This is a genomic window from Peribacillus sp. YIM B13481, assembly GCF_042787985.1.
In the GTDB taxonomy this organism is placed as follows: Bacteria; Bacillota; Bacilli; order Bacillales; family DSM-1321; genus Peribacillus; species Peribacillus simplex_A.
The window spans coordinates 160,250-186,805 of record NZ_JBHZPE010000001.1; the positions used below are offsets into that span (position 1 = coordinate 160,250).

Sequence of the window (26,556 nt, forward strand, 5' to 3'; positions counted from 1 at the left end):
CCCACCCATCCATCAATTATGCCCATAAAAAAAAGAGGCAAACCCCTTTTAAAGGGATGTTTGCTTCTTTTCAGACCAATCAATATGGATCGGCTTCATGTCCTTTTCTAACTGCGGCCTCCGGGTTATCCGTTCCACCCAGAGGTTTTGAAGATTGCGTATGTTCAGAAGCCGAGGCTAATCCCTCTTTCAATCTGCGGCCATACTCTTCATCAGCCTCTTCAGCGAGGGCAATCATTTTTACCTGAATGCGCTTGTCGGCAGGAGCCAATGCCGACACTAAATTGGAGATTAAATCATCTTTTTCCCAATCTTCGAATTCACGGAATGTTTCACCGGCCTGCTTCGTATTGCTTTGGCGATCGATTGTCTCACGGACAAGTTTCCCTTCTACCATAGGTGTATACTCCTTGCCCGTCTGTTCAGCTTCTTTCAAACCGCCAACTGTTGATGGTTCGTAGTTGATGTGGGGGCTTTGGTTCCCCCTGCCAACTTCATATTGCATCTGTCCGCCAGTCTGATTCGTGGCTGTCCGTTTCTTTGGAGCATTAATCGGCAATTGCAGGTAATTCGCGCCAACACGGTGACGCTGTGTATCGGAATAAGAAAAAGTACGTCCCTGTAACATCTTGTCATCCGAGAAGTCCAATCCATCCACTAGGACACCCGTGCCGAATGCAGCCTGTTCCACTTCAGTGAAATAGTCTTCCGGATTCTTATCCAATACCATCGTACCGACATGCAGCCATGGGAATTCATCTTTCGGCCAGATCTTTGTATCGTCCAGCGGGTCAAAATCCAATTCAGGATGATCGTCATCACTCATGATCTGTACGTTTAGATCCCATTCCGGGTAGTCCCCACGTTCGATCGCTTCATATAAATCCTGTGTGGCATGATTGAAATTCGTAGCTTGTATTTCATTAGCCTCTTTCTGTGTCAGGTTCTTGATCCCTTGTTTCGGTTCCCAGTGATACTTGACAAGTACGGCTTTGCCTTCCTCATTCACCCATTTATAAGTATTGACCCCTGACCCTTGCATCATGCGGTAATTGGCAGGAATGCCCCAAGGGGAAAAAACAAACGTAATCATATGAAATGTTTCTGGGGAGCTGGAGCAAAAATCGAAAATCCTTCTTCCGTCCTGGATATTCGTAACCGGATCCGGTTTGAATGCATGGATCAGATCAGGGAATTTCATGGCATCTCGGATAAAGAATATCTTCAGATTATTCCCTACAAGATCCCAGTTCCCATCTTCCGTATAAAATTTTACGGCAAACCCCCTGGGATCACGTAGCGTTTCCGGTGACGTCCCTCCATGAATAACAGATGAAAATCTCACGAATACCGGTGTTTTTTTACCTTTTTCCTGAAAAACCTTCGCTCTCGTATATTTTGAAATCGGCTCTTCCCCTGCTTTACCAGTCGGAACAAAATAACCATGTGCACCTGCACCACGGGCATGCACGACACGTTCAGGAATCCGCTCCCTATCGAAGTGGCTGATCTTTTCCAGGAAATCGTAGTTCTCAAGTGTACTTGGACCTCTGTTCCCTACAGTTCTAAGACTCTGGTTATTCGTTACGGGGTGCCCTTGCCTGTTCGTTAATGTTTCTTGCGCTTCATCATTGGTTTTTTTGGATTTATCAGACAAAAAAATTCCCTCCTTTGTTAATAAAAGCCAACATACTATACTTTCCCCTATTCCCTTTATTTCACTCTTCAATCTTCAAATTTAATAGAAATCAGATAAATAATTGCTTTTCTCCTATATGTGAATAAGTATATTTTCACTCCATTAATAACGCCGCTTCATAAAATCGAAAAAACATATAAGGAATCGAGGTACAAAAACGCGTAATTTGCAGGATATTAGAGCTAATAAACAACTGCCATTTTAGTTGGATCAGGATTCATTCCCAATCCTACGGAAGAAAAACTGTTAGCACCCAGTAACTATCAAGAAACGCTGCAAACGGGATTCATGATGGATTGAAGCTTAGGGAGCATACCCATTTTTGTATAAGCTAGCAAAACACAAATATAATGAAGTAAGGATAAAAAACAAAAAGCGGGGTGCCTTCATTGGACGAATCAATATTAGGAAGACTTGGCAGGATGATGACTGGAAAAACCAGTCGTTGGATTGTCATTGCTGTATGGATAATTACAGCAATTCTATTAACCTTCACATTGCCTGCAGTAAATGATCGAACAGCGAATAATGCCGCTGACTTGCCTGCAGACTCTGCTTCTGTCGTGGCTGATGAACTTATTAACGAAGAGTTTCCGAATTCTTCAGGATTACCGGCCCTGCTGACATGGCATCGGGAAGGCGGACTGACAGCAGCCGACTTGGCCGAAATCCAGTACATCTCCAAAGAACTTACAGATAACCCACTTACACAGCAATCTTTTTTACCACCGCTTCATGACATCCCATTGCCTGCTCTGCAAGAATCAGTTTCAGAGGATGGAACGACTTTCGTACAGCCGCTTTTCTTTAAGGAAAAGACCGGGACTGCCATTCTGGAAAAAAATCTTGGAACCATTAATGAAATAGTATCGGAACGCATTGGATTGGACCCATTCAAGGTCCCGACGGATTCAGATGAATTATCCCTTCGAGTGACGGGCCCTGTAGGGATATCCGTCGATGCAACGGGATTATTTTCAGGTGCTGATTTCCAATTGCTTTTAGCGACTGTAATACTTGTACTTGTTGTCTTATTGCTCATTTACCGTTCCCCGCTTTTAGCCATCATCCCGCTAATCGGAGTAGGCTTCGCGTATCTTGTCACAAGTCCGATCCTTGGATTCATGGCAGACCATGGTTGGATTACAGTCGATTCACAGGCCATTTCAATCATGACCGTATTATTATTCGGTGCAGGAACGGATTATTGTCTATTTTTAATCTCTCACTACAGAAGTGAATTAAGGACTCATGAAAGTAAACGGGATGCCATGATCGCGGCATTCAAAGATTCATCAGGCGCCATTGCGATGAGCGGCCTTACGATCGTCATTTCCCTACTAACATTGCTTGTAGCCAAATACGGAGCCTATCACCGTTTTGCTGTACCATTCAGCTTGTCCATTTTAATCATGATGGTAGCGGCTTTAACACTTGTACCGGCATTGCTTTCTGTATTCGGTAGGGCTTCCTTCTTCCCAATCGTTCCTCGCACACCAGAAATGGAAGAAGCACGTGCTAAGAAAAAGGGAAAAGCCGTCAAAAAATTTAAAGGATCAGGCCGAATCGGTAATTGGATTGGTAATATCGTCACAACCAAACCATGGACCGTCATTCTTACATGCCTGCTCATCTTCAGTGTTTTAGCTGGATATTCTTCGCAAATAAAATATTCATATGATATTCTCTCTTCTTTCCCTAAAGATATGAACTCCCGGGAAGGCTATACTGTCATATCCAACTCTTACTCACCAGGCGAACTGGCACCAGCCACAGTGGTTGTCGATACGGATGGTAAGGATATCGATTTGTCGGATGCATTAAAAGGGATGAGCATCGTTGAAAGTGTTGCTGATCCAGTTACAAGTAAATCAAATAAAAATCTGCAATCCTATGGAGTCACATTCAACATAAACCCATATGATATTGAGGCCATTGATTCAATTCCAGAAATCCGCAACATGGCGGAGAAAGAATTGAAGGCGGCCAATGTCTCTTCAGTTGATGAAAAAGTTTGGGTTGGCGGGCAAACTGCGACACAATTTGATAAAAGGGATACCGTAAAAGCCGATGAATTCATGATCATCCCGATTATCATCGTCCTGATTTCCTTGCTCCTTTTAGCCTACTTGCGATCTATGACAGCCATGGTGTATTTAATGGGAACAGTCATACTCTCATTCTTTGCGGCTATGGGCTTAGGCTGGATAATCTTGCACTATTTCATGGGTGTGGATGCCATAGAGGGGACAATTCCACTTTATTCATTCGTATTCCTGGTCGCACTTGGAGAAGATTATAACATTTTCATGGTTTCAAGCATTTGGCGCAAGAAAAAAACGAGGCCAATCAAGCAGTCCATAAGAGAAGGCGTTACAGAAACTAGCGGTGTGATCACTTCCGCCGGAATAATCTTGGCAGCCACTTTTTCCGTTCTTGCCACACTTCCCATTCAAGTATTGGTTCAATTCGGGCTCATTACCGCCCTGGGTGTGTTAATGGACACATTCATCGTACGCCCTTTCCTGGTTCCTGCGATAACCTCCCTACTTGACCGACGTGCCTTTTGGCCGAGTAAAGTGACTAATCAACAAGTGAAACAACATGACAATTTATAAAGAAAGGTAATCACACCTCTTCTTAAAAAACCCTGTGCCCCTTAAATGCACAGGGTTTTTACACGTTTTCTAAATAAAGGAAAACTTTCAGTTGACACTATTACTTTCACCTCTTATAATTACATTAAGTTCAAGTATCTCAAATTAAAGATATATAAGTTCAAGATTAATATTCAGGAGGAATAACCATGACCAATACAAAATGGACAGTCGACCCGACTCACAGTTCTATTGAATTTTCTGTAAAACATATGATGATCGCTAAAGTAAAAGGAAGTTTTAGCAAATTCGACGCAATCATTTCAGCAAATCCATCGGATCTAACAACTGCGGATATCGAGTTTACCGTTGATGTGGCCAGTATTGACACACGCAATGCAGATCGGGATAATCACTTGCGTTCTGCTGACTTTTTTGATGTAGAAAAAAATCCTACATTATCATTCAAATCAACAAAAATAGTAAACACGGATGATGATGAATACGATGTAACAGGTAATGTAACCCTTAACGGAATCACACAAGAAGAAACTTTCGCCATCACCTTCGAAGGCCAAGGAAAAGATCCATGGGGTAATGAAAAAGCAGGCTTTAGCGGAAAAGGGAAAATTAAACGCAGTGATTATGGTTTAACCTATAACGCAGCATTAGAAACAGGCGGCGTACTAATCGGGGATCAAATCACTCTAACCATCGAAATCGAAGCAGCTAAAGAAGCTTAATGAAATAAAGAAGCAGCCATCCCTAGGATGACTGCTTCTTTCTACATTTACCGGATTTACGAATTCCTCGTTTTATACAGTAAATAAATGAAGTATGGAGCCCCGATGCTCGCTGTAAAGACACCAGCCGGTATTTCCAAAGGTGAGAATAAGGTCCGTCCAACCAAATCCGCCACCATAACCAGGATGCCACCTAGCAAAGCTGAAGTCGGCAATAACACTCCAAAACTCGAACCAACCAGCCTTCTAGCCATGTGGGGTGCCATTAATCCCACAAAGCCTATTCCTCCAGCAAAAGCTGTAGAACCACCAATCAATGCTGTACTGATCATCAATAATGTAAATCGCTGTTTTTGGACATGCCCCCCAAGCCCCGTTGCAAGGTCATCGCCTAGCTCCTGTAAATTAATATTTCTAGCATACAGAAAGGCAAGTAAAAGGAATAGAATCGTCCACGGAGCAAGCACAGCAATATTACTCCAGCTGGAGTTTGACACTGATCCCGTGATCCAAAGGTTTGCCTGGCTCGCTAGAAAGACTGGGCCAAGAATCATCATCATTGTTGTGAGTGCCTTCATTAAAGCCATCACCCCAATCCCGATCAACACAAGCCTTATCGGGGGAACTCCATTTTTCCAGGCTAATGAATAAACAAGTAAAGCTACGACTGTCGCCCCAATGAATGCAGCTAACGGCAGCCAATTGATGCTCACCGTTAAGGAATGATTCTTGTCGCTAAAAATGGCCATGAAGCCAACGACCGCTACAGTCGCTCCTCCTGTTATCCCCAAGATATCAGGGGAGGCAAGTGGATTTCGAATCATCCCTTGCAGGATTCCTCCAGCTACTGCAAGACCCATCCCTACCAAGAGAGCAACGATTATTCTAGGCAGCCGGAAAGATTGGATGATAAGCCGATCGCCCTCAGTCCCCCCTCCGATAAAGACCTGGAGGACACTCAAAGGATGTATATTCATTTCACCCACTCCAGTACTGATCACAAATACTAATGAAGTGACTAAAAATAATATAAAGATCACGATCATGGCTTTTTTATCCATTAAGAATGATATTTTTTCATTAAAAAAACGAAAGCTCTTAAACGATTTCATCGACCGCTGAACCCCTTTCTAGCTATATAAATAAAGAATGGGGTTCCGATTATGGCTGTCATGACTCCAACCGGAACTTCTCGAGGCATCAGGATATACCTGGATATGATATCTGCTGTGATCAAAAGCACCGCTCCGAAAAGTCCAGAGAACGGAATCAACCAGCGATGATCAATGCCTACTATTGAACGGGTAAGATGCGGAACGACAATTCCTATAAAACCAATCGGGCCTGCAACCGCCACTGATCCTCCAGCGAGCAGAATGATTGCCAGTCCCAGAACAATTTTAAGGAAAACTATATTCAGTCCAAGACCTTTTGCAACATCTTCACCCATGGATAACACATTCATTTTACCGGAGACGACCAAGGCAATGCCCCAGCCAACAGTAAGATAAGGCAGGACGGCTATTAAATTGTCTAAACTTCTTCCGGAAACTGATCCAGCAAGCCAGAATAGGACTTGCTCTAAAAGGGCCTCGTTGGAAACGAGAAGACCTTGTGTCAGTGAAGATACCATGGCAGTCATGGCTGCACCGGCCAATGTCAGCTTCATCGGTGTCAAGCCGCCCCGTCCCATGCTTCCAATCATATATATGCTTATCGCGGCTATGGCTGCCCCTATAAAAGACAACCAAGTGAATACTTGAAGATTGCTTATCCCAAAAACGGTGACCCCAGTGACAACCGCCAATCCCGCGCCTGCGTTGACCCCGAATATATCTGGAGATGCGAGGGGATTTTTAGTCAGCGTTTGCATCAAAACCCCCGAGATGGCTAAACTTGCACCAATTGCCGATGCGATCAGGGCCCGTGGAAGTCTGACTGATTGAATGACAATGTGTTCATTCGTCCCATTGAAATGGGTAAAAGCATCAATAGCCATTTGCCATGTTGTATTTGTATATCCGTATACAATGCTTGAGCATAGTAAAAACAGCAGCAAAAGAATGGTAATGAATAGCCCCATCCATTTCTGCCATGAATTTTTTAATAACATAACCAGTTACCTTTCCAATCACGTTTGTAAATCCTTATTTTATTCAATTGTACTGGCGTTAACAGGATTATGTCAATGATTTTGAGAATCATTTTCAATTATATATTGACAGAAAAGTATATTCATTTTATGATGATGCTGGTAAGTGCGAATGATTATCATTTGCTTTAAAATTGGGAGGGATACATAGATGTTTAGATTAAAGTCATTTTTAACGATTTTTACAATATTTGCAGTCTTCCTTTTAGCAGCTTGCGGGAATTCGAAGGATCAAGCCGAAGGAAATAAAGCTGAAGACAAGAAAAAAGACACAAGCTACACAATAGAGCATGCCATGGGCACTACCGAATTGAAAAAAACGCCTAAAAGAGTGGTCGTTCTAACAAATGAAGGCACTGAAGCATTACTTGCTTTAGGAATCAAACCTGTTGGTGCCGTTAAATCATGGCTTGGTGACCCTTGGTACGACCATATTAAAGATGATATGGATGGGGTCGAAGTTGTTGGTGTTGAACATGAAGTTAACTTAGAGAAAATCGCATCACTGAAGCCTGACTTGATTATCGGAAGCAAGATACGCCAAGAAGCTGTTTATGATAAGTTAAATGCAATCGCCCCTACCGTTTTTTCTGAAACGCTAAGAGGAGATTGGAAAGAAAACTTTAAACTATATGCGAAAGCCTTGAACCTTGAAGAAAAAGGAAACGACGTAATTGCTAAATTCGATAAACGCACAGAAGACCTTAAAGCTAAATTGGGTGATAAGGTAAATCAAAAAGTTTCCATTGTTCGTTTCATGGCTGGAACAACTCGTATTTATTATACAGATTCATTCTCTGGAGTGATTTTCGATCAATTAGGATTTAAACGTCCAGAACAACAGAAGGAACTGTTCACTCCAAATAATAAATTAGGCAACCTTGCCATCGAGGTTGGGAAAGAAGCCATCCCTAAAATGGATGGAGATATTCTCTTTTACTTCACCTACGCTCCTGAAGGCGACAAACAAGCACTAAGCTCTGCAAAAGAGTGGACTAATGATCCACTTTGGAAAAACCTTGATGCAGTCAAAAAAGGAAATGCTTATGAGGTTAGTGACGCAACATGGAATACGGCCGGCGGAGTAATTGCAGCTAATAAAATGCTGGATGATATAGAAAAAATCATGCTTAAAAAGTAAGAATACAAGATCGCAATCCTACTTAAAACGGCCTTTCTCGATATAAGATTCGAGAAAGGCCGTTTTACTTTTTTACATTCATGCGCTTCGCTTTAATGACTTACCCCGCTTGTCCACTTTCCTTTAATTGATCGTCAACGAACAAGATGCCCAATTCGTAATGCTCCCCGTCAAATAAGGCTCTTTGCACAAAACGAATCTGTTCATTATTATCGATGACCTCAAGCTTGCAATGCGCCCGGTTTATTTGGAGCGCCCTGTATAACTCTTCTTCTTCCCTGACGACGACACCATTTATTTTCGAAATGACCTCCCCTTTAAGCAACCCCATCTTATCTGCCGGAGATTGAGGGATTATGCCTAAGATCTGGACACCAAGCTTACTTTTTGAAAAATAAAAAGGGAGCTTTTCATCCATTGCCTTTTGGGAATAATTCAGGAATTCTCGACCCAGGATTGCTAAAATGGCCGTAATGATTGCCAATGGCGGGTACCAGTAACCAACTGCCGCTAATAGCGTAATCACAAATCCCAATGCTCCTATCTTTTTGCCTTGCGCCCTAATGGCCTGTTCCGGGAGCGTCCCATGAACTTTTTGCTTGAAGCCGATTAAAATGGGAAGCACGATTGGCGACAGATTTATGTCCCCGATTGAAAAAACCGGATACCATTCAAAAGGCGCTGGAAGCTGTCCTCCTGGAATCATAACGAACATTGGAATTAGCCAGATTCGCTGTGAAACATACACACCTATCGGCTGCCCCCTCTTGGATACCTCCAACTGTGGGGATACCTTTTTACTTCCATTGCCTACAATCAAAAACCCTTCAGCAATCAGCAATAACCCTATCAAAATAACAAGTGTCGGATATACGGACCGATCCAGCTGATTAAATGCATCCTGAAATACCTGCAGCTTGATATCTCTATCATATAAAAAGAAAAGGATAAAGAAAGTGAGTCCCACTGTATAAACGGGGGAAACGAGCCTCCTTTTCATGGATAACATAGACAAGATCGTAACCCCTGCCATGATGAACAGCGCCGCCAAGGGAATAGTGAGTCCCAAAGCCAACGTGAGGACAGAAAGGATTAATCCCCATATCAACCCTTGAGGTAACATGGAACGCAGCTCCATGGAAATACTGTAGATCTTCGTATTAAAATCATGGCGTTCCCGTTTAACGCGAAGATAGCCGATGAATAAACAATATGCAATCGAAACATAAAGCAAAGGATGAAGGAAGAGTTTTCCTAATCCCATTAAGCATGCTATCAGCCAATCCGTTGTCAATTTCTATCCACCATCCTCAAAAGTAATCAAAATTTTGTTGAATTTCGTTCTGGTCATATACCTCCTATTCTATCAAAAATGTAACCTCCCTGCCTATTAAGATGCAGAAAAAGTAGCTTTATCTTTTGTTTCCCCTACACTGCCTTCATGTTTCCAGACGGAAGCTTGATCAAGCGCAAAAAAAGCACCGCTCCTTAAGCTGCGGTGCCTTCGCATTATTTCACTAAATAATTCAAAGCCGTGCGTAATTGAATATCATTATCTTCATCCTGGATCTTTTCCAGGATGGCGGATTCAAGATGTGCCGCGGTTTTAGCGTCCAGCTTGCCAGTCACTTTCAGTCCAAATTGTTTTTGGAATGCTTTTACAGCGACTTCCGTACCCCAATCAAAATAACCATCCTCACGACCCGGTTCAAATCCAATTCCTTTCAGAATGCTTTGTGCATACTGGATTTGTTCATCATTCATATCCCGCTGTAGGACCTTCTCAACGGCCAGCTGATGGGCATTAAAGTAATCTGGCTGTTTTACTTTGATTGTCGGTTCGATCCCCTTTTTATGGATCCAGTTGCCTGAAGGCGTCAGCCACTTATATAATGTAAGTTTAATCTTACTGCCATCACCCATCGGTACAGCTTGCTGTACTGTGCCTTTCCCGAAGGTCTTCTCGCCGACCAATGGATAGCCTCCCGCCTCCTGCATGGCGCCAGCCAGGATTTCCGAGGCTGATGCGCTGCCCTTATCCGTCAAGACGGCAATGGGATAATCTTTCGCTTTCTTAAGGCTTGTAAAAAACGATTGGGTTTCTCCCGTTCTTTCTGCAATTTGCAAATAGGGCTTTTCTTTTGTGATGAACTCGCCAAGAATCGTTTCCACACTAGAAAGAAGGCCACCTGGATTGCCTCGTACATCTATGACCAAGCCTTCGATTCCCTTCTTTTCCAGCTCCTTCATCTGTTTTTTGAAATCAGTGGCAGTATTCTCCGAAAATGTAGTCAACTCGATGTAACCTATTTGTTCTCCGGCGACTTCCTTAATTGATGAAAATACGGTATCCAATGGAATCTCAGCACGCACCATATTGAATTCAAGTGGATTGGCAACCCCTGCCCGCTTTATTTCCATTTTTACGGGTGACCCTTTTTCGCCACGGATTTTCAGGCGTGTTTCATATAGATCTAAACTTTCTACACTTACACCATTCACCTTAAGGATTTGATCCTTCGGCTTTAGTCCAGCTTTTTCGGCAGGCGAGTCTTTGTAAGGAGATACAATTATGACCTTACCATCTTCCATTCCAATTTCAGTCCCTATCCCTTCAAAAGAGGAGTCCAAGGTTTCATTGAATTGCTTAGCGGTCTCCTTGTCCATATATACGGAATAAGGATCTTTCAACGCTGACAGCATGCCTTGGATGGCACCTTCCACCAGATTAGAACCGTCCACCTGTTCTACATACTGGCTTACGATCAAACCGTAAGCTTGTTCCACTTTTGCCCATTCCTTATCCTTCGGTATTGTTTGACTTTCTTCCTTTGCTTCATTCTTATCCGGGAAGCTTGTCCAATATATGCCCCCCACTGCTCCAATGGCTAGTGACATGATGATTGCTAGAGGAAGTACCCATTTTTTGACCATATTTATCCCCATTTCTGACCCTGATATGTATTTCACTATATGTGGGGATTGGAATGAATATGCTTGAAGAAAATGATACACCACAAAAAAACAGATTAGGAATTTATCCTAATCTGTTTTTCCGATGATATATTGGGTATTAAATATTTATATAGTTTAATGGATTAACAGCATTTGACTTGCTATAATTCCATGGCCCTTTATGTAACTCAAAGTGTAAATGCTGACCGGTTGAATGTCCTGTGCTACCCATGATGCCAATTTGTTGGCCTTTGGCAACAACAGAACCTTCACTTACTTGTCTAGATCTTAAATGTGCATACACAGTAGTCCATTGCTGACCGCCGATTGAATGGGTAACAAAGACGACGTTACCGTATGTACTTGATAAGTAAGAACGGCTTACGACTCCGTCGGCTGCTGCTACAACTGGAACCGTTCCGCTAGCAGCAATATCGATGCCGGCATGCTGTTTATTCCAACGTTCACCCATTCTTGATGATACATATCCTGCACTTGGTCTAGTGAAAGTACCCGATGATACAGCTGGCACTTGACTTACATTAGACGAAGAGAGTGAAGGTGAAGGTGAAGATGATGGTGATGAACTGTTGCTTTTTGCACTGGATTCTGAAGAAGTAGATTGTTTTTTAGATTCGGATGCTCGAGATGCTGCTTGTGCTGCCGCTTGTGCCGCTTCTTGCTCTGCACGTTTTTGCGCTTCGGCTGCCGCTTTTTTACGAGCTGCTTCCAATTCGGCAAGACGTTGATGCTCTAAGTTGATGGCTGACTTGATAGCTTTTTCTTGAGCAGCAAGATTCTCTTTTTCTTCCTCTAAGCCCATCTTCACATCTTCATGTTCTTTAGTTTGTTGCCTTAATTTCTTAACCAATGCATCCTTTTCTTGCTTCTGCTGCTTTTGTTGCATTTGAATTTCTAATAGTTCAGCTTTTGCCACTTGTAAACTGGCAAGCTTCGTTTCAACGGCATTTTGCTTTTCTTCCAGATCCTTTTTATCCAGCTCATGCTGTTTTAAAATATCCCTGTCGGCTTCAGCAATTGTCGCTACAGCTCCGACACGGTCAACTAAATCCCCAAAACTGGATGATCCGAATAATACTTCAAGATAGTTCACGTCCCCACCAGTCTCCTGGAAAGAAAGTGCCCTTTCCTTCAATACTTCATTACGTTTTGCGATCCGCTCTTTTAATACTTTAATCTCTTCTTTCAATGCCTCTATTTCTTTTTTCGTTTCTGTAATTTCAGCATTTTTAGCATCGATTTTTTTTGAGGACTCTGCAATTTTCGCTTCAATGGCCTCGATTTGTTCTTCTGCTGTCATTTGCTTATCCTGCAGGTTATCGATTTTCTTCTCCGTGTCGGAAATATTCGATTCAACGCCCGTACGTTTTTCCTGAATGGATTCTTTCTGTTTTTGCAGATCCGAAATCGACTCAGCATAAACCGAAGGTGCCGCTAAAATGCTTCCCAACCCAATCATGATGGAGGCATTCATGGCAATGATATTTTTTTTCACGTTTCATTTCCCCTTTCAATCCCGTTACATCCAGTGCCTTGTAACGTCTCTCTATCTGTATCTGGCTTCTTTAATATTCGAGTGTAAAGATGCTTTTTTATACTTTCAAGAACTTCCTAACGGACATCAAGCTGCCCCATATCCCGATAACGGCGCCAATTACAATGAGGATGGCCGAAACTTGATAAATAAATGGGTTTGCAGGTAGAAAATCTATGAATTTGAACGTAATCTGCGGTGCAGCATATTTATAAATATTGTAGTAGAGTGCAGCAATCAGACCGATTGGAATGATGGAACCGAGGATTCCCAACCATAGTCCTTCCAAGAAGAATGGCCAACGGATGAATGTATTCGTTGCTCCCACTAATCTCATGATCTCAATTTCTTTTCTTCTAGCTACAATGGTAATTTTAATCGTATTCGAAATCAGGAACATTGCAGTAAATAGTAATCCTACAATAAGAACGATCCCTATGTTTCTCGCGATATTCACGAATTTGAATAGTTTCTCGACGTAGCCTTGTCCATATTTAACACTTTGGATATAATCAAGACCTTCGATTTTCTTTGCCACCTTGATGACATCTTGCGGAGATTTCGTTTTGATGATATAAACGTCCCTTAATGGGTTGTCCTGTTCAAATGGTTTAAAAGCATCACCATTATCGCCTAAATCATCTATTAAATTCGTAAGCTCTTCATCTTTTGGAGAGAAGATGACTGATTCAATGCCCTTCATCTTCGTAATCTCCCTACCAATTTCTTTTATATCGTCATCATTCGCCGCATTATCAATATGTGCACGAACTTCGACATCTTTCTCCACATTTCCCGCGATATGATTTAAATTCATCATGAGCACTAAAAAGACGCCAACCAATGTTAGTGTGACCGTTACTGCACTGACTGAAGCAAACGTCATCCATCCATTACGGCCAATATTTTTAAAACTTTCACGGAAGTGACGGAGCAATGTTCTAAATTTCATATCCGTAATCACCTCGATGTTCATCGCGAACTATTTTTCCACTTTCAATGGCAATGACACGTCGTTTGATATTGTTGACGATGTCCCTATTATGAGTGGCCATGACAAGTGTAGTTCCGCGTTTATTAATTTCTTCAAATATGTTCATGATTTCCCACGATGTTTCAGGATCAAGATTCCCTGTAGGCTCGTCGGCTATGACTACCTTAGGATCATTGACGATCGAACGGGCTATCGCAACCCTTTGCTGTTCCCCACCAGATAACTCGGAAGGCAGCATCCTTGCTTTATGTTTAATGCCAACCAGATCAAGAACTTCCATGACTCTCTTTTTGATTTCTTCTGGTTCCTTTTCGATAACTTCCATGGCAAATGCTACATTTTCATAAGCAGTGAATGTTTGAAGGAGTTTAAAATCTTGGAATACCATACCGATATTACGGCGGAATAGAGGAACTTTCGAATTGCGGATACTTGGCAGGCTAATGCCATTGACCAAGATATTACCGCTTGTCGGCTTTTCTTCCCTATACATCATTTTGATGAAGGTCGATTTTCCGGCACCACTGGGACCTACTACATAAACGAACTCGCCTGGCTTTATTTTCACATTGATACCATTAATGGCAATTACGCCATTTGGATATGTCTTTTTCACATCTATCATTTCTATCATTCTAAAACCACCTAATTTGCTTGTATTATCACTATGTATCTACAGCTTTTTCGACAATTTTCACTGAAATCTGACAGGAATCTCTCTTACTTGAGCACAGAAACATTATAACATCAAATTTTGTCAAATTAAGCATAAAAAATATTACAGTTTCATTTCAGTTAGACATATATCAACATCTATGTAATATTCCTAGGATTTGATTGCTTGATAAGGGATTAAATGTGGTTATTCGAGGATTTTAAAGGAGATTAAATGAAACGTCCTGCTAAGCAGAACGTTTCATTGATCATTACTTATGTTCGGCAAGCCATTCCGCGACCATACTCGCTTCCTTGCCTTGGATTATAGCTTTTGGCATTGCACCTTGGCCATTCGCAATGACCTTTTCGATGTCCGCTTTTGATAGCCTCGAGCCGACCTTCGTTAAATTCGGTCCCACACCGCCTTCGAGATTCACTGCATGACAGCTTGAACATTTGTTTTCGTAAATTTTCGCGGCATCACCAGCACCTGCCGTTGTCGTTTCGCTATTTTTAGCAGGCTCTTTATCTGCAGCATCATCATTTCCACCGCATGCTGCCAAGGCCAAAGAAGTACCCAGAACTAAGGCTAACCATTTCATTTTCATTGAATTTACCCCCTCTGATTTATACCAGTACAAGAACATTATACCAATTTTATTCCAGTTTAAAACCCTCCCCAAGTACCTCCGATGCGTCGATTACAATTACAAACGCTTTAGGGTCAACTTGTTTCACCATTTGTTTCAATTTGGTGAATTCCGACTGGTCTATTACGCACATCAATATATAGGACGAGTATTATCCATATAGCCGCCATATCCCTATACACCCCGGTCATGGCAATTATGGCCGAACCAACAATCACCCATCAATACTCCATTAACTTTTGTATTAAAGGATGCTTCGCCCGGTTTCTTTTCCTCTATATATAGTATTGGCCGAACGAAGCAGAACATCCCTTTTCATATCCTGTTAATGTCAGCCAGAGGACGTGTTTAATAGGTCATTCAAGGATCTTTCATGCATAAGAAACCATAAAAAAGCCGGACCGCGAAATGGTCCGACTTGCATATCTTATAATTTTGAACGTAAGTACGCATCAATGAACATATCAATATCCCCATCCATGACAGCTCCCAAGTTTCCGGTCTCCGCACTAGTACGGTGATCCTTAACCATGGAATACGGGTGGAAAACATAAGAACGAATTTGGCTTCCCCAGCCAATTTCCTTTTGCTCACCGCGGATTTCATCCAAATCCGCTTGTTGCTGTTCGATTTCACGTTGATACAATTTGGCTTTCAGCATATTCATGGCTTGGGCCTTGTTTTTGATTTGCGATCTCTCGTTTTGACACGTTACCACAGTATTGGTAGGTAAATGGGTGATCCGGACTGCCGAGTCAGTTGTATTGATATGCTGACCACCTGCACCACTTGCCCGGTACGTGTCGACTTTCAAATCTTCCGTGCGTATTTCTATATTGATCGTCTCATCGAATTCCGGCATGACTTCACACGAAACGAATGAAGTATGGCGCCGTCCCGATGAATCGAAAGGAGAAATACGGACTAGACGGTGCACGCCCTTTTCCGCTTTCAAATAGCCATAGGCGTTATGGCCTTTGAAAAGTAAAGTGACACTCTTGATTCCAGCTTCATCACCTGGAAGGTAATCAAGGGTTTCCACTTTAAAGCCTCTTTTTTCACCCCATCTTGTATACATACGAAGTAGCATTGAACCCCAATCCTGGGACTCCGTTCCGCCTGCACCTGGATGAAGTTCAAGAATGGCATTTTTCGAATCATATTCTTCACTTAGTAAAAGTTGAAGTTCAAAGTCATTCATCTTTTGTGAAAGAATCGTGATTTCTTCTTCCAGCTCAGCCAAAAGTTCTTCATCATTCTCTTCTTTCACTAGTTCATATGTCAAATCCAGATTTTCATATGATTCATTAAGGTCGGACAATTGATTCACTTGTTCTTTCAAAGCATTCGTTTCATTGATGACAGTCTGTGCTTTTTGCTGATCATTCCAAAAATCAGGATGTGTCATCTCATTTTCAAGCTGTGCGATTCGTGCCTCTTTTTCATCTAAGTCAAAGAGACCCCCTAAAGTCCGTTAATCGTTGCGCTGTCCGTTCGAGTTCATTTCTAATTTCTGCCAATTCCATTTCTCTTCACCTCATTAAGTATGTTAAAAAAAATCCCTGTAGAGGGATTCGCTTCATTACAAATTAACCTCTTCAAACTATATGCAAATATATTGCTTTATGCAAACTAAACATGAAAAGAGGCGGCAAGCGTTAAACTTTACCGTCTCATAATCATTATACACCTAACTTTAGCCTAAATTACCATGGCAATTCTTATATTTTTTACCGCTGCCGCATGGACATAACGCATTCCGGCCAACGTCTTCCTTTTTACGGGCAGGGGCCTTTTTCACTTTTCCCCCGTCTTCTTCCTTCGGGTTGACCGCTTGTCCTTTTATGACTTCCTTCCGCTCTAAATTGTTGCGGATTTCAGCCTTCATGATATATTTAGCGACTTCATCTTCCATAGAAGCAATCATGGCTTCAAACATTGCGAAACCTTCAGATTGATATTCACGTAACGGATCGATCTGGCCATAAGCACGAAGGTGGATCCCTTGGCGCAATTGCTCCATTGCATCAATATGGTCCATCCACTTACTATCGACTGCACGAAGAACGATTACTTTTTCGAACTCACGCATTTGTTCTTCGGATAGCTCTTCTTCTTTTTGGTCATAGCCTTCTTTCACTTTTGCTAAAATGAATTCAACCAATTCCAATTCATCTTTTCCATCTAAATCATTTACAGTGATTGAGCCTTCATTGAATAGGTTACCATTCAGGTAATCGACTAGACCTTGTAAATTCCAGCCTTCCTCATCGCCCATTGGTGCAAATGCGGCAACATTGCGCTGGATGGATGCAGTAATCATCTTTTCGACGATTTCACGTAGGTTCTCACTTTCCATTACATCGAAACGCTGCTTATAAATAATTTCCCGTTGTTGACGGAGAACATCATCATATTGCAGTAACTGCTTACGTGAATCGAAGTTATTGCCTTCGACCCGTTTCTGTGCGGATTCAACGGCCCTGGTCACCATTTTACTTTGAATTGGCTGGGAATCATCCATACCAAGACGTGCCATCATGCTTTTCATGTTATCCGAACCGAAGCGGCGCATCAATTCATCTTCCATTGATAAATAGAATTGAGTGACCCCTGGGTCTCCTTGACGGCCGGAACGACCACGCAACTGGTTATCTATACGCCTGCTCTCATGGCGCTCCGTACCGATGACAGCAAGTCCACCAAGCTCCTTGACACCTTCACCAAGCTTGATATCCGTACCACGTCCTGCCATGTTGGTAGCGATCGTGACTGAGCCTTGATTACCTGCATTCGCAATGATTTCCGCTTCACGTTCATGGTTCTTTGCATTCAAAACATCGTGAGGGATCCCTTTTTTAGATAAATAGGCAGAAATGACTTCAGATGTTTCGATGGCAACCGTACCGACAAGCACAGGCTGACCCTTTGTATAACGTTCGGCGATGTCTTCCACAACAGCCTTGAATTTTCCATCAGTTGACGCGTATATAAGATCTGCCCGGTCATCCCTAACGATATTCCTGTTTGTCGGGATCGCGATGACATTCATATTATAGATATTGCGGAATTCCTCTTCTTCCGTTTTGGCTGTACCAGTCATACCGGAAAGTTTTTCGTACATCCTGAAATAGTTCTGGAACGTAATCGTCGCAAGAGTCATGCTTTCATTTTGAATCTCAAGGCCTTCTTTCGCTTCAATCGCCTGGTGGAGACCTTCACTGTAACGGCGGCCCTTCATCAAACGGCCAGTGAATTGGTCAACGATGACAATCTCACCTTCCTGGACCACATAATCCACATCCAAATGCATGGAAACATGCGCCTTCAACGCCTGATTAATATGATGATTCAAAGTAACGTGACTAATATCGAACAAATTATCGATGTTAAACGCTTTTTCAGCTCGGTTCATCCCATCTTCGGTCAGCTGAACACCTTTTGTCTTTTCATCATACGTGTAATCCGTATCTTTTTGTAAAGTTCTCACAAACGCATTGGCTTGAATATAAAGCTGGGCCGATTTTTGTGCGGAACCGGAAATGATCAAAGGCGTTCTCGCCTCATCGATCAAAATCGAATCGACTTCATCAATGACAGCAAAGTGCAATGGCCGCTGTACCATTTGTTCTTTATATAACACCATATTGTCACGTAGGTAATCAAAACCTAGCTCATTATTCGTGCTATACGTAATGTCAGCATTGTACGCCTCTTGTTTTTCTTCTTTAGAATGACTGTTCAAATTCAATCCGACGGTCAAGCCAAGGAAATCATACAATATACCCATCTCAGTAGCATCACGGTGTGCCAGATATTCGTTGACAGTAACGACATGTACACCTTTACCAGTAAGCGCGTTTAAATAAACCGGCATGGTGGAGGTTAATGTTTTACCTTCCCCTGTTTTCATCTCGGAGATATTTCCATCATGAAGCGATGCCCCACCCATGATTTGAACACGGTAAGGATATAAGCCCAGAGCACGCTTTGCCCCTTCACGCGCAACCGCAAAAGCCTCAACTAGCAGATCATCCACTGTTTCCCCGTTTTGATAACGCTCTTTAAACTCTCCCGTTTTGGCACGCAGCTGTTCATCCGATAACGCAGCCGTCTTATCAGCCAGCGCTTCGACCTGATCAGCGATTTTTTCCAAACGCTTTATTTCCCGCTTATTCGGATCAAAAACTTTATTTAATATATTAAGCATTCAATAACGCTCCTCTATTATGGTAATGATCGTTCAATAACAAAATTCATATAAGTAAGAAGAAACACACCTTCTATTATTACAATCCACGCTTAATTTTACCACTTCTACCCTAGAGGTACAACTTCATGTCACTTACCTGGTATAGACCTGAATTCAATTATTACGAAAAACAATGGATAAATGAAGAGTAAAACTGTTAAAATAAAAGGAAGTATAAAAAATATATTGCAAACTCCCCACTATTCCAAATGCAACTGAGAACTATCCATAACCTTCCATCACTAATCTGTGTCCTTCTCTAGCGATAGCATGTCAAGGTAATCCAACCTTACAGGCTCCATGCTTTGAATGATTTAATGTGGGCTACTCAAACTTATAAGCAGAAGATAAATAGAACATGTTTCGAGGTGGTATTGATGATTGGTAAACGTGTAAAAAAACTGCGAGAAGAAAAGAAAATGTCCATGACTGAACTCGCCGATAAAGCGGGGGTGGCAAAGTCTTACTTAAGTTCGCTCGAGCGAAACTTACAAACGAATCCTTCTATTCAATTTCTTGAAAAAATCTCCGCCGTGCTTAACATTCCTGTTGATGCCCTTCTTTACGATGCACCAAATAAGGAAAACTTGGACACTGACTGGATGAAAATCGTTGAGGAGGCTATGAATTCGGGTGTATCAAAACAACAATTCAGGGAATTCATCGAGTTTAATAAATGGAGAAAAGATAAAGAAGAATAGTAGTTTAATAATCTACCTACATAATCCGGAAGAATACAGCTTGAATGAACTAGACTTGCTAGAATCTCATGGAAGAACAACCCTATAAACAGCTAATGAATTGAACCACTGTTTATAGGGATGTTCTCGCTCCTTTTCAGTACTCAACTTCCATCGTTCTCCTCTAATGTAACCTCAAGGCTTTCCCGTTCAAAAAAAGCACTAATTTCCTCTTTTTTGAAACCCAAGCTCCTTGCTTCTGAAATCAACTTTACCCATTCTTGATCTATTTCCAAATTAGCCACCTCTTCTACCTCCTAAAATACTCTTTGTATTTCAGGCAGACCAGCCATCGTAGTCGCTAAACCTTAGACCTGTGCCTTTGCGCCCTAATTTCAATAAGTTTGCCTTTGTCGTGTTACTATTACCAAATCATTACTTTTAATCATATTATAACGGATACACACTCCATATATTGCTATTTTATGTCGGTAATCTATCTAAAAGCAAACCTTTTATCCGACAAAATATTACAATATTAGGAATTTTTAATATTAATTCAATCATTATCAAAGTCCTATTCATATTCGCTTTTTTTAAAATGGGGGATACTGCCTTCATTAACCATTCGATGGGGCGTATTAATTCTCTCTTTGGGCGCAACCAATTTTTTGCACAGTTAAGTCCTCACCGCAGATCGGGCAAAGCCACTTTCCATATTCGGCACTGCTAAAGGAAGCCCTATGGTATTTATGGCAATTGTTTCGATATAAAAAACGCCCCCTCTGCACCTTGAGCAAATGTTTTTTTATAAGAAACTACTCGTTCTCTTTAAAGAATTAACAACTTGAGTATAGTACAAAAGTTGTAGGTGTTTGAATAGGTAAAAATAAACGTCTATCTCGTTAAAGAACAAGAATTGTTCGTTAATTACAGTCATTTTTTATACCTTTTGATTATATCCATCTAACTTTAGTAAAATAGTAATGAAATAATCAACAGCAAACATATGGACTCATCGGCTATTAATGTAATGGGAAACTACCAAAATGTATAAAAAAAGCACAACCCAGAGGCTGGGTTGTGCTTTTGATTTTAGAATTATAGTTAACTAGGTTCAATTAATCCATAGCGTCCATCTTTTCGGCGGTACACTACGTTTGTTGTATTAGTATCCGCATTCGTGTAAACGAAGAAACTGTGACCAAGCATATTCATTTGTAAAATGGCTTCTTCACTGTCCATCGGCTTCAAATCAAAGCGCTTATTGCGGACCACTTCAATATCATTATCGTCTTCGAATTCATCCACCACTTCGTCAACATCCGTATTGAAAGCGAATGTATCGGGTGTCGTCGATAGATTGTTCCGGAACTTACGATTGACCTTCGTTTTATGTTTACGAATTTGGCGTTCAAGCTTATCATTGATCAAGTCAATGGCAGCATACATATCCGCATTTTCCTCTTCAGCGCGAAGAACCAAATTCTGCATGGGAATCGTCACTTCGACCTTAGATGTATTATTGTTCACTTTTAAATTCACTAACACATTTGCATCTGGTGTATTGTTAAAATATCGTTCTAACTTGCCAATTTTCTTTTCGACGTATTCTCGAATTGCTGGAGTTACCTCAATGTTTTCACCGCGTACGTTGTAATTCATAAAGTGAGTCCTCCTTAAATTAAGACTATACAGTTAGATTCTACAATACCCCTCCGGTTCCCTTTAGAAACACATCATGAAATATGTCGAAATTATGAAGCAATTGTCGGAAGGTTTTGGAAAGGGTTGATGTCTGCCCTAGCTTCATTATAACAAATGCCTAGCAATAAAGAAAAAATTAAGCCCGCATTATTTACAGAAAATTTAAAAATATTTAACATAAAAACCGTTTGGAATCCAAACGGCTGGGTAATCAATTTCTTTTATCGTAGAACATGCCATCGATTGATAGACTTTCATAGGGGTTCGTGTATTTATTAGATGATTTTTTCTTCTTATTTATTTCCTGGATGTCCCGCTTTATCTCCAGCTTTTGGAGATAAAGCATGCGATCGACCTGTTCGTTAAGTAACATTGTTGCACGGCCAAGTTGTTGCTCTTCACCAGTAAAAGGCGGTTTGATTTGAGAAAGAAGTTCATCCCGCTGGTCAATCAGCTGTGTGAACCTTTCTATTTTATCTTCACGTTCTGCAATCGTCCGATCTTCCAAAACGGCAAGTAATTCAACAGTCAAATCATGAAAGGTTTGAATGATCATTACACTTGACCGCTTTGTGTAAACTGTTTTTTCCGGTTCATCTGAATAACTTCCTTCCAGGTATTACGGAAGTCAGTAACGAGTCCCTCGACCTCTTCCAAGGCTGCAACATCATTTTTCATATTCGCCTCTATCAGACGTCGGTTCATGAAATCATACAGACTCATCATTTCCTTGGACACTTCGACATCCATATTCAGCGTCACCATCAATTCATGGACAATGTTTTGCGCCTTTATGATGTTGGTATTTTTCGCTTCGATATTTCCTTCTTCAATTGCTTTTTTCCCAAGCATGATGAACTTTATGCAGCCATTATAGAGCATTAATGTAAGCTCTCCCGGGGATGCTGTATTGACTGAACTTTGTTGATATGATTGATATGGATTATTTATCGCCATATTTATCTTCCTTTCCGACTTGCCTTAACTAAAATAAGAGGCTAACGATGAACTTTGGCTGTTTGCCTTTTGAATCGCTTTTTCCATGGCCGTGAACTGATTGTAATAGCGCGATTCCAATTTCGTTAACTTTGCTTCAAATGTTGATATCCTCTTATCCAACCCATCAACCAATTTTCCAATTGTAAAATTGTTATTAACATATCCGGCCTTTCCGGCCTTTTCAGTAATCACTTTCATGGATGATTCTATATCACCCCGTAACCGACGCGCGAGGCCTTTATCGCTTTTCTCCGTTCCATTGGCCATGAACATATCATAAATCGCATTGGGATCTTCACTAATGGCTGCCCGGAGCTTGTCCTCATCAATCGTTAATTTACCGCCCTCCAAATAATTCTTGGTCGTAGTGATACCCAAACTGCTGAGATTGTTTTTTCCTGTGATTCCATCCACCGAGGTGTATAGGGACGTTCTCATCGTAGTTAGGAGACTTTTTAGTGTTGAGTCACTTTTTAACGTTCCGCTCTTCGCTTTCTCATCCCACATCTTCACTTCATCTTCTGTCATTGCCTTCTTTTGCTCAGTAGTAAGCGGGGTAAAGGAGCGATATTTCGCTTCACCTGTTTTATCCTGAACCTTTTTAATGATTTCATTGTATTTATTCACAAACTGAGTGATTGTATCCAAGATGGAATCCACATCAGCCGTTGATGAGAATGTGATGGTATCCGTCGTTTTCTGCTTAACCGTTATTTCCACTCCATTGATTTGAAACGTATTCGAAGGCCGGGAAATGTCCAGTCCATTATAAGTAATCGATGCATTTTCCCCTTTTGCGCCGACAGCCCCTTCATTATTACTGCTCATTTTTAACACAGCAAAAAAATCTCCGCTACCCCCTAATTCAATTTCAGGGCGATCATTTACATCACCGGTATTTTTAGCAGTGATGGAAAACTTCTGGGAGGTTTCGTCAAAAAATAGAGTCACTCCCGAGTTAGCATTAATTTTATTAATAACACTCTCTAGCGTATCGTTTTCATTAAGAGTAAGCGTATACGGTTTGTCCATTGTTACTCCATCTTTTACTTCCGTATCAAAACCGCCATCTTTATTGATAGCCAGTATCGTAATATCTTGAGGAGTCGTGATACCCAATTCCGATAGTTTCTTTTTGGAATCAGTAACTGCTGATTTATCTGTACTGGTCATGGTTGCTGCTTTGGCAAGCCCATTCACCTTGATATTTCCAGTAAAATCACTGGTCGAGCTCACATTTCTCACCGATACTGCATCTGGATTTGATACCGATATTTTCTTTTTAATAAAGGAAGACTGCTTCCCAACCCCATCACCAATGAGTCTATCCAATTCTGATAAAGATGTATTTATCGAGCGGTAATCATCCCGCTGCCACTCGGAATACTGCTTTTTCTGTGTTAATTTATCCAAAGGCACCCGTTCCGCCTGCATCATACTCTTAACTAATTCATCAATGTCCATTCCACTCGCAAAACCACTGATTCTTACCACAATCAATCACCCGCCTATATTTTTTCATCCACCATAATCCCGACAAACTCTGTCATTGCCGCATAGAAATCCAGTAACTTCTTAGGAGGGATCTCCCTGATCGTCTCATCCGTAACGTCATCCACAACCTTGACATAATACTCATTCAGCTCCTCATGATACTCAAAATGGATGGCCGTTTGTGTTGGATCCAGGAAGGTGTTCAAACTTTCCACTACTTCATTCACCTTTTCTTTAGCAGGCTCATTATTAGATTCCACACATTGTTCTGAATAGGCAAACGTATTCATTTCACGTTGATAATATGAACTAATTCCGTCTGAGATTGCTGTTCTAAGCTGTGAGGAAAGAATATTCGTGGACAAACTCTCCAGCATCTAAATAGCCCCCAATTTGATCTGTTTACTTTTTATATCGGTAATTAAGGTTTTATTTTTAGTCACTCATAGATTTTGGTTGCACCTGCAAATACTCATTAATGATCCTTTGCTATAAAAGAGATTCTACTAAAAAAACTCCAGAAAAATATTTGGGGTCTAGTTGATTTCCACTCCAGGCACTCGCTTTCCGCGGGCGGTCCGGGAGACTCCTGCGGGGTCTCCCTTGGACACGTATCTCCCGCAGGAGTCTCGTACCTTCCGTTCCAATCAACTTTGTTCTAATATTTAGATAGAAAGCCCTTTACCTACAATCTTGTTTAGGACTTCCCTTTTTATTCAAATAATCAGCGAACATACTAAAAATTGATATATCCCATCCAGCTTGTGATTGATAGCTGTGTTCACAGTCATTTCACCATACACATTACTGACATCTTCAGCTGTGTATTTTGCAGTGCCATCATACTCTATTAGGATTTTAGCCATAAGGTTCCTTGGTGACATGAACGAATGGTCCCTTCCTTTTTAAGTGGCAGTAATCTCTTTTTTTCTACATCACAGTGTTCCTTACACCCTTCAATCAGTACAAATAAAAGAGCCTGACACAAAGTGTCAGACCCTTTATTGTTAAGCTAACTATTCAATTAACGAAGTAACTGAAGAACGCCTTGCGGTTGCTGGTTAGCTTGAGCCAACATTGCTTGTGATGCTTGCGCCAAGATAGAGTTTTTAGTTTGCTCCATCATTGTTTTTGCCATATCTGTATCACGTATACGTGATTCAGCAGCAGTCAGGTTTTCAGAAGAAGTACCTAAATTGTTGATAGTGTGCTCTAAACGGTTTTGGTTTGCACCTAGTTTAGAACGCTCTGCTGATACTGTATTAATTGCGTCATTAATTTTTGTAATTGCTGCAGCAGCACTAGCATGGGTTCCTACATTTAATGCTTGTTCAGTTGTTTCGTTATTAGTTCCGTCTGTTACTGCTAATCCTGCATTATCTGCTCCTTTAGTAGATATACCTAAAGCTTCTGCACTCATATTTCCAATATCAAGAGTCAAACTTTGTTTTTCATTAGCCCCAATTTGGAATTTAAGGCTCTTATCCGGGTCAGCAGGAACTGCGTCGACCTTTTCTGCACCCTTAGTAACTTCTGTTACAGTTCCAACGCCGTTACCAGTCAAGGCAACAGAAGATTCTTTGTCAGCTTTTTGAGTTAAAGTGATTTTTCCTGTTCCAGCATCAACAGCTACAGAATAGTTATCTTTAAGTGCGGCATTACCTTCGATGGCAGCTTTTAATGTATCTGCATCACTGAATTTACCTGTAGCTGGATCCTCATCCCCGGCAGCTACAACTGTGAATGTTTGACCACCAATTTCAATTGTATCGTCTACAGTGGTGGAAATTGATCCAAAATCAAATGAATATTCTCCTGCAACTGCTGGTTTCCCTGCCACTGCTGCTCCATCTTTGTCGCCGTTTAATAGTTTTTGATTATTGAACTCAGTTGTGTTAGCGATACGGTTAATTTCAGATGTTAGGGAATTGATTTCTTTTTGGATTTCATTACGGTCTGTACCAGTATTGGTGTCTGTTGCTGCTTGTGTAGCAAGCTCACGCATACGTTGCAGAATATCAGTCGTTTCGTTTAATGCACCTTCTGCAGTTTGAATCAAAGAGATAGCATCTTGTGAGTTACGGGAAGCTTGGTCCAAACCGCGGATTTGTCCACGCATTTTTTCAGAGATTGCAAGACCGGCAGCATCATCGCCTGCACGGTTGATACGCATACCTGATGCAAGTTTCTCCATTGATTTAGATTGTGCATTCGTTGCACTTGATAATTGACGGTGCGTGTTTAAAGCTGAGATATTGTGATTGATAATCATTTTATGTTT

The 26,556-nt window shown here is 41.3% G+C and carries 23 protein-coding genes, 1 pseudogene and 1 riboswitch; of the genes and pseudogenes, 4 read left to right on the plus strand and 20 right to left on the minus strand.

Going from position 1 to position 26,556, the window contains the following annotated elements; translation table 11 throughout:
- Window positions 1-79: 79 nt before the first annotated feature.
- Window positions 80-1,657 (minus strand): catalase, encoded by a 1,578-nt coding sequence (locus ACFX4X_RS00825; protein ID WP_284469264.1) that lies wholly within the window; start codon window positions 1,655-1,657, stop codon window positions 80-82.
- Between the two features lie 464 nt (window positions 1,658-2,121).
- Between ACFX4X_RS00825 and ACFX4X_RS00830 the strand changes: the two genes are divergently transcribed.
- Together ACFX4X_RS00830 and ACFX4X_RS00835 are read left to right on the plus strand one after the other, a co-directional pair.
- Window positions 2,122-4,317, plus strand: coding sequence for an MMPL family transporter (locus ACFX4X_RS00830; protein WP_377381062.1), 2,196 nt, complete (start codon window positions 2,122-2,124; stop codon window positions 4,315-4,317).
- 188 nt (window positions 4,318-4,505) lie between these two features.
- Window positions 4,506-5,039, plus strand: a complete 534-nt coding sequence (locus tag ACFX4X_RS00835) for a YceI family protein (protein WP_284469263.1) — start codon at window positions 4,506-4,508, stop codon at window positions 5,037-5,039.
- A 56-nt stretch (window positions 5,040-5,095) separates the two neighbouring features.
- Here ACFX4X_RS00835 and ACFX4X_RS00840 read toward each other — a convergent pair whose 3' ends face one another.
- Window positions 5,096-6,151, minus strand: a complete 1,056-nt coding sequence (locus ACFX4X_RS00840; RefSeq protein WP_089361957.1) for a FecCD family ABC transporter permease — start codon at window positions 6,149-6,151, stop codon at window positions 5,096-5,098.
- Window positions 6,148-7,152, minus strand: coding sequence for a FecCD family ABC transporter permease (locus ACFX4X_RS00845; protein ID WP_061465580.1), 1,005 nt, complete (start codon window positions 7,150-7,152; stop codon window positions 6,148-6,150). Before ACFX4X_RS00845 ends, ACFX4X_RS00840 begins: the two co-directional genes overlap by 4 nt.
- 190 nt (window positions 7,153-7,342) lie before the next feature.
- Between ACFX4X_RS00845 and ACFX4X_RS00850 the strand changes: the two genes are divergently transcribed.
- A complete protein-coding gene (locus tag ACFX4X_RS00850; RefSeq protein ID WP_089361958.1) occupies window positions 7,343-8,332 on the plus strand; it encodes an ABC transporter substrate-binding protein in 990 nt (329 codons plus the stop codon).
- 100 nt (window positions 8,333-8,432) lie between these two features.
- Here the strand turns inward: ACFX4X_RS00850 and ACFX4X_RS00855 are convergent, their stop codons facing one another.
- The 9 genes and pseudogenes from ACFX4X_RS00855 to secA form a co-directional block, all read right to left on the minus strand.
- Window positions 8,433-9,626, minus strand: a complete 1,194-nt coding sequence (locus tag ACFX4X_RS00855) for a PDZ domain-containing protein (protein ID WP_377380864.1) — start codon at window positions 9,624-9,626, stop codon at window positions 8,433-8,435.
- A 215-nt stretch (window positions 9,627-9,841) separates the two neighbouring features.
- Window positions 9,842-11,266: a S41 family peptidase gene (locus ACFX4X_RS00860; RefSeq protein ID WP_377380867.1), complete on the minus strand. Its 1,425-nt coding sequence runs from the start codon at window positions 11,264-11,266 to the stop codon at window positions 9,842-9,844.
- Window positions 11,267-11,405: 139 nt separating this feature from the next.
- Window positions 11,406-12,803 (minus strand): murein hydrolase activator EnvC family protein, encoded by a 1,398-nt coding sequence (locus tag ACFX4X_RS00865; RefSeq protein ID WP_377380870.1) that lies wholly within the window; start codon window positions 12,801-12,803, stop codon window positions 11,406-11,408.
- Between the two features lie 97 nt (window positions 12,804-12,900).
- Window positions 12,901-13,794: a permease-like cell division protein FtsX gene (gene ftsX, locus ACFX4X_RS00870; protein WP_284469258.1), complete on the minus strand. Its 894-nt coding sequence runs from the start codon at window positions 13,792-13,794 to the stop codon at window positions 12,901-12,903.
- Entirely contained in the window at window positions 13,784-14,470 is a 687-nt protein-coding gene (gene ftsE, locus ACFX4X_RS00875) for a cell division ATP-binding protein FtsE (RefSeq protein ID WP_089361962.1), read from the minus strand. The genes ftsX and ftsE overlap by 11 nt, the downstream gene beginning before the upstream one ends.
- Before the next feature lie 292 nt (window positions 14,471-14,762).
- A complete protein-coding gene (gene cccB / locus ACFX4X_RS00880; protein WP_089361963.1) occupies window positions 14,763-15,101 on the minus strand; it encodes a cytochrome c551 in 339 nt (112 codons plus the stop codon).
- A 49-nt stretch (window positions 15,102-15,150) separates the two neighbouring features.
- Window positions 15,151-15,311 (minus strand): annotated as a pseudogene (locus ACFX4X_RS00885) (YitT family protein); the annotation flags it as partial.
- Window positions 15,312-15,570: 259 nt separating this feature from the next.
- A protein-coding gene (gene prfB, locus ACFX4X_RS00890; RefSeq protein WP_284469257.1) for a peptide chain release factor 2 occupies window positions 15,571-16,669 on the minus strand; the annotation gives its coding sequence in 2 pieces (ribosomal slippage) (window positions 15,571-16,605 and window positions 16,607-16,669; 1,098 coding nt in all).
- A gap of 170 nt (window positions 16,670-16,839) precedes the next feature.
- Window positions 16,840-19,353 carry a preprotein translocase subunit SecA gene (secA, locus tag ACFX4X_RS00895; RefSeq protein ID WP_377380877.1) on the minus strand — a complete coding sequence of 838 codons (2,514 nt, stop codon included), beginning with the start codon at window positions 19,351-19,353 and terminating at the stop codon, window positions 16,840-16,842.
- 419 nt (window positions 19,354-19,772) lie between these two features.
- On the opposite strand from secA, the gene ACFX4X_RS00900 reads away from it, so the two are divergent.
- The gene (locus tag ACFX4X_RS00900; RefSeq protein WP_061465590.1) at window positions 19,773-20,096 is read left to right on the plus strand and encodes a helix-turn-helix domain-containing protein; all 324 of its coding nucleotides are present in this window, start codon (window positions 19,773-19,775) and stop codon (window positions 20,094-20,096) included.
- 143 nt (window positions 20,097-20,239) lie between these two features.
- Here ACFX4X_RS00900 and ACFX4X_RS00905 read toward each other — a convergent pair whose 3' ends face one another.
- The 8 genes from ACFX4X_RS00905 to ACFX4X_RS00940 all read right to left on the minus strand — a co-directional run bounded on the left by ACFX4X_RS00905 (window position 20,240) and on the right by ACFX4X_RS00940 (window position 26,547).
- Entirely contained in the window at window positions 20,240-20,380 is a 141-nt protein-coding gene (locus tag ACFX4X_RS00905; RefSeq protein ID WP_377380881.1) for an anti-repressor SinI family protein, read from the minus strand.
- 31 nt (window positions 20,381-20,411) lie between these two features.
- Window positions 20,412-20,494: riboswitch (cyclic di-GMP riboswitch) on the minus strand.
- A gap of 688 nt (window positions 20,495-21,182) precedes the next feature.
- Window positions 21,183-21,740, minus strand: a complete 558-nt coding sequence (hpf, locus tag ACFX4X_RS00910) for a ribosome hibernation-promoting factor, HPF/YfiA family (RefSeq protein WP_347940824.1) — start codon at window positions 21,738-21,740, stop codon at window positions 21,183-21,185.
- Window positions 21,741-21,993: 253 nt separating this feature from the next.
- Window positions 21,994-22,338 (minus strand): flagellar protein FliT, encoded by a 345-nt coding sequence (fliT, locus tag ACFX4X_RS00915; RefSeq protein WP_061465592.1) that lies wholly within the window; start codon window positions 22,336-22,338, stop codon window positions 21,994-21,996.
- Window positions 22,338-22,739 (minus strand): flagellar export chaperone FliS, encoded by a 402-nt coding sequence (gene fliS, locus ACFX4X_RS00920; RefSeq protein WP_089361965.1) that lies wholly within the window; start codon window positions 22,737-22,739, stop codon window positions 22,338-22,340. The genes fliT and fliS overlap by 1 nt, the downstream gene beginning before the upstream one ends.
- 24 nt (window positions 22,740-22,763) lie before the next feature.
- A complete protein-coding gene (locus tag ACFX4X_RS00925; protein ID WP_377380886.1) occupies window positions 22,764-24,275 on the minus strand; it encodes a flagellar hook-associated protein 2 in 1,512 nt (503 codons plus the stop codon).
- Window positions 24,276-24,289: 14 nt separating this feature from the next.
- A complete protein-coding gene (gene flaG, locus ACFX4X_RS00930) occupies window positions 24,290-24,652 on the minus strand; it encodes a flagellar protein FlaG (protein ID WP_377380889.1) in 363 nt (120 codons plus the stop codon).
- Window positions 24,653-24,991: 339 nt separating this feature from the next.
- Window positions 24,992-25,159, minus strand: coding sequence for a hypothetical protein (locus tag ACFX4X_RS00935; protein ID WP_284469253.1), 168 nt, complete (start codon window positions 25,157-25,159; stop codon window positions 24,992-24,994).
- A 140-nt stretch (window positions 25,160-25,299) separates the two neighbouring features.
- Complete coding sequence (locus ACFX4X_RS00940) at window positions 25,300-26,547, minus strand: flagellin N-terminal helical domain-containing protein (protein WP_089361969.1); 1,248 nt, start codon at window positions 26,545-26,547, stop codon at window positions 25,300-25,302.
- Window positions 26,548-26,556: the final 9 nt, after the last annotated feature.

Coding starts and splice junctions, on each gene's coding strand:
- ACFX4X_RS00830 (WP_377381062.1), top strand. CDS start 2,122: ATGATGACTGGAAAAACCAGTCGTTGGATTGTCATTGCTGTATGGATA.
- ACFX4X_RS00835 (WP_284469263.1), top strand. CDS start 4,506: ATGACCAATACAAAATGGACAGTCGACCCGACTCACAGTTCTATTGAA.
- ACFX4X_RS00840 (WP_089361957.1), bottom strand. CDS start 6,151: ATGAAATCGTTTAAGAGCTTTCGTTTTTTTAATGAAAAAATATCATTC.
- ACFX4X_RS00845 (WP_061465580.1), bottom strand. CDS start 7,152: ATGTTATTAAAAAATTCATGGCAGAAATGGATGGGGCTATTCATTACC.
- ACFX4X_RS00850 (WP_089361958.1), top strand. CDS start 7,343: ATGTTTAGATTAAAGTCATTTTTAACGATTTTTACAATATTTGCAGTC.
- ACFX4X_RS00860 (WP_377380867.1), bottom strand. CDS start 11,266: ATGGTCAAAAAATGGGTACTTCCTCTAGCAATCATCATGTCACTAGCC.
- ftsX (WP_284469258.1), bottom strand. CDS start 13,794: ATGAAATTTAGAACATTGCTCCGTCACTTCCGTGAAAGTTTTAAAAAT.
- ftsE (WP_089361962.1), bottom strand. CDS start 14,470: ATGATAGAAATGATAGATGTGAAAAAGACATATCCAAATGGCGTAATT.
- cccB (WP_089361963.1), bottom strand. CDS start 15,101: ATGAAAATGAAATGGTTAGCCTTAGTTCTGGGTACTTCTTTGGCCTTG.
- secA (WP_377380877.1), bottom strand. CDS start 19,353: ATGCTTAATATATTAAATAAAGTTTTTGATCCGAATAAGCGGGAAATA.
- ACFX4X_RS00900 (WP_061465590.1), top strand. CDS start 19,773: ATGATTGGTAAACGTGTAAAAAAACTGCGAGAAGAAAAGAAAATGTCC.
- hpf (WP_347940824.1), bottom strand. CDS start 21,740: ATGAATTACAACGTACGCGGTGAAAACATTGAGGTAACTCCAGCAATT.
- fliT (WP_061465592.1), bottom strand. CDS start 22,338: ATGATCATTCAAACCTTTCATGATTTGACTGTTGAATTACTTGCCGTT.
- fliS (WP_089361965.1), bottom strand. CDS start 22,739: ATGGCGATAAATAATCCATATCAATCATATCAACAAAGTTCAGTCAAT.
- flaG (WP_377380889.1), bottom strand. CDS start 24,652: ATGCTGGAGAGTTTGTCCACGAATATTCTTTCCTCACAGCTTAGAACA.
- ACFX4X_RS00935 (WP_284469253.1), bottom strand. CDS start 25,159: ATGTCACCAAGGAACCTTATGGCTAAAATCCTAATAGAGTATGATGGC.
- ACFX4X_RS00940 (WP_089361969.1), bottom strand. CDS start 26,547: ATGATTATCAATCACAATATCTCAGCTTTAAACACGCACCGTCAATTA.